We start from the raw sequence: 3,496 nt of genomic DNA on the forward strand, positions 1-3,496 counted from the left end.
CCCCTCGTACGTCGTGGTCCGGGTGGTCGTCGTCGCCGCCCCGCTGCGGCCCACGACGATACACAGGACCAGGCGGCGCTTCACCATCCGCCCTGCTCTCGACCGTCTTTGTCCCACCTGCCGTGCCGGGCCGCGCTTGATCGGTCGGCCGTGTCCCGAGGAGGTCTCCCGTGTATTCCCTGACACCCGGCTACCGTGTCCCCGCCCTGCAGCGCGGACTGAGCCCTACCGAAATCCTGCTGACAAAAGTGAACGCCGGGGCAGCATCCGCCGTTCTCGCATCCGCCATACTCACCCCCCCGCCCGTGTGGACGTTCGCCGCGGTGGGCGCGAGCGCGGCACTGCTCAACCTGGCGCCGGGGCCGCGCTCGATCGGCCGGTGGGCGGCGGTGGGCTACCGGCGTCTGCGTGAGCACACCGTGCCCCGCTCCATGACCACCGCGCCCGGCGCCACCATGACGTGGGCGCTGTACCCGGAGCACGGCACCATGCAGGACCCCGCACGCCGGAACGCATTTCACGGCGCGTTCGCCCGCGCGCTGACGTTCGTCGGCGGGCAGGCGCGCACCTCGGGAATCCAGATCCACGTCACACACCACGCCGCGACCGTCGACAGCACCACCCACACACAGACGATCTCCGTGCACGTCCCCAAGAACGTCGGCTCCTCCGATCGCATCCTGGACACCATCGAGGGGGAGTTCGCCACCCTGGGGCTGTTGATCCCAGTGGACCCGGACCCGATTCCGGTCGTGACCGAGCGCGGCCCCGGCTGGGTCGAACTGGAGGGGGGCCGGTACGCCGCCACCGCGCGTATCACCGGATGGCCCGCCGAGACCGACGGCGACCTGATGCCGCGTCTGCTGTTGGGCACGCCCCGGGACAAGGACCGCGACACCGCCCCCGAGCGCGCCATGGCCGTCCTGTACCGGCCGCTGACCGCGCGTCAGTCCCGCACGTCCGCCAAGTGGGCGGACGCCGCCAGCGGAGCATTCACCACGGACAAGATCAAGGCCGAGTCGCAGAGCCTCGCGGGCGACACCCGGCGTGAAGCGCTCGTCCAGGGCGCCACCCTGGTGGACATCGACGCCTACCTCACGGTGTGGGGCGACAGCCCCGAGAGCGTCAACGCCGCCCGTCGGCAGACCTCACTGACCGCCGACCGATACCGGATCGATCTCGAATGGCTCGCCGGTCAGCAGCACCGCGCCCACGTGATGACCTCCCCGCACGGAGCCCGCACCCGGAAAGGGGCGATCCTCTGATGATCCGTCTGCCCACCAGCCACGCCGCGATCACCGCTCCTCTGGTCGCCTCCCTCACCGATTTCCCCGGCGTCCCCATCGGACGCTCTCTGCTCGATGGGCGGGCCTTCCACCTGTCCCCCGTCCTCACCGACGCCGCGATCCTGCCGTCCACGAACACGCTCGGCATGGGCGGCTTGGGCAGCGGGAAGTCCACGACGGGCAAGGCACGGATCCACCGCGAGATCCTCCACCACGACCACCAGGCCGTCGTCATCGACAGCTTCGGCGAAGACGCCGACGGTGAATGGGCCTCACTCACCCGCTCCCTGAACGGGCGGGTCATCGACGCCAGCCGATTCACGCTCAACCCCTGCTCCGACCTGTTCTCGCCAGGGGTCCGCGAGCAGCTGCTCCGGTCGCTGATTGCCGCCGTAGAACCCGGCGCGCTCACCCCGCAGTCCACCCACGCGCTGCAGCACGCACTCACCCACCCCAAGGCCAGCCACCTGCCCGGCCTGGTCGATGCCCTGGTGCACCCTGAGAACGGTCGGTGGCCGGCCGAGAAACTGGCCGGATGGGGCGAGGGAGTGGCTATCGCCCTGAGCCGCTATACCGAGGGTTCGTTGCGCGGGCTGTTCGACGGGCAGGGCGCGGATCTGCCCGAGACGGACCTGCCGATCATCTCGTTCGATTTCTCCCGGCTGGACCGCAACAGCGCGGCCATCCCCTCGCTGATGGCCGCCGTGTCGTGCTGGGCCGAGCACGTGTGGCTGCGCCAGTCGACCGCCGTGCATCGGCACCTGGTGCTGGAAGAGGCCTGGCAAATTCTCCTCTCTCCGGCCACGAGCGAACTGATTCAGCGCCTGCTGAAGAACAGCCGCAAGGCCGGGTTGAGCTTGGACGTGCTCATGCACACGATTTCCGACCTCGGAGACGGACGGGCACAGGACCTAGCCCGTCTGTGCGAAGTCGTCCACGTAGGGCGACTGGGACCGGAAGAGGCCGCGATCGTCGGCGCGATCCTGGGCCTGCCCGCATGGGCCATCGAGGAGATCCCCAACCTGGATCCCGGACAAGCCGTGTGGCGAGTGGGCCCGCACTACGTCGACATCATCCAGACCATCCTGAGCGACGACGAACTCACGCTCACCGACACGTCCACCCGCCGCCGCAGGGCGCAGCAGGCCGCCTCCGGAACCGAAGCTGAAGCCGCACCGACGACCCCGGTGGCCCTGGCCAAGGACGACGACGAAGAGGAGAGCGAGGCCTTCCCGCTCGAGCTCGACGTTGAGGAAGACGGCTGCGGCTGGGACTGGGAGATGCCTCCGAACACCATCGATACCTGCTACCCCGCCGACACCCGGCACCAAGCGGTCATCCGGGCCGCGATGGAAGGGCGGCTCAACGAAGCCGCGAACGTCGCCGCCGTAGGCGAGCGGGAAGACATCACCAACTACGGCATCAACTCCTCCGAGGCTGTGTCGTGGCTGTCGACGCGGGCCAAAGTGGCCGAACTCAGCGGAAAGGGCGACCAGGCCGCCCAACTGCGCGCTACCGTCATCCGCATGGGCGAAGAAGTCAATTGGTGGGAAGAGGAGACCAATAACGGCACGCCGCCGGGAGGTCACCAGCAACCATTTCCACCCGCATCTCCGGCACCGGTGAATTCTGCCGACGAATCCGCCGCGCGACCGCGCCGCCGCACCTGGCCCTACGTGGCCGTGGTCGCCGCCCTGGCCCTCGCTGTGGTCACCGTGTGGCAGAACGGCGACGAAAAGGAAGAGCGTCAGGAACACGATGCGAAAGCCGCCGCATACAAGGGGGTTTCCGCCGTCGACCTGAATATCGACGGAGTGAAGACCGAAACTGTCGCAACGTGGAGTAAGGACGGCAAATCTGTGATTCTGTCGGCCTGGATCAAATCGGAAGAGAAAGCGAAATTTGCCCGCATCGACTCAGGGAAAGAGACCGCGAAAGAAGAGCGCTCACTCGTCAAGAAGAAGCAAATGCACGGGCCGATTCGATTGGAAATTCAGGTTCCGATCAATGACCGCTATCAGTCGGCCCGCCTGTATATCGCGGTTGGCGGCTCCCACTGGAAAAAGGGATCCCGCGCCCCGCACCGCACCGTGGAATTCCGCCCGGACCGTACAGCCTCCGACACTGAAACCGGGAAAGCGCTGAAACAGCAGTACTCAAAGCTGCTGTGACACTTCAACACCGACGGCCCGCGCCCATTGAAAACGGGG

The 3,496-nt window shown here is 67.5% G+C and carries 2 protein-coding genes; both read left to right on the plus strand.

Annotation, left to right across the window (positions count from 1 at the left end; translation table 11 throughout):
• Positions 1-305 precede the first annotated feature (305 nt).
• Positions 306-1,265 (plus strand): hypothetical protein, encoded by a 960-nt coding sequence (locus ABZ953_RS39155; RefSeq protein WP_361734295.1) that lies wholly within the window; start codon positions 306-308, stop codon positions 1,263-1,265.
• Positions 1,265-3,457, plus strand: a complete 2,193-nt coding sequence (locus tag ABZ953_RS39160) for a hypothetical protein (RefSeq protein WP_361734297.1) — start codon at positions 1,265-1,267, stop codon at positions 3,455-3,457. Before ABZ953_RS39155 ends, ABZ953_RS39160 begins: the two co-directional genes overlap by 1 nt.
• Positions 3,458-3,496 lie beyond the last annotated feature (39 nt).

Origin of the sequence: Streptomyces sp. NPDC046465 (assembly GCF_040646035.1) — a bacterium.
Classification (GTDB): domain Bacteria; phylum Actinomycetota; class Actinomycetes; order Streptomycetales; family Streptomycetaceae; genus Streptomyces.

Bases quoted from the DNA above. Each gene is read 5' to 3' on its own strand.
- ABZ953_RS39160 (WP_361734297.1), top strand. From the start codon at position 1,265: ATGATCCGTCTGCCCACCAGCCACGCCGCGATCACCGCTCCTCTGGTC.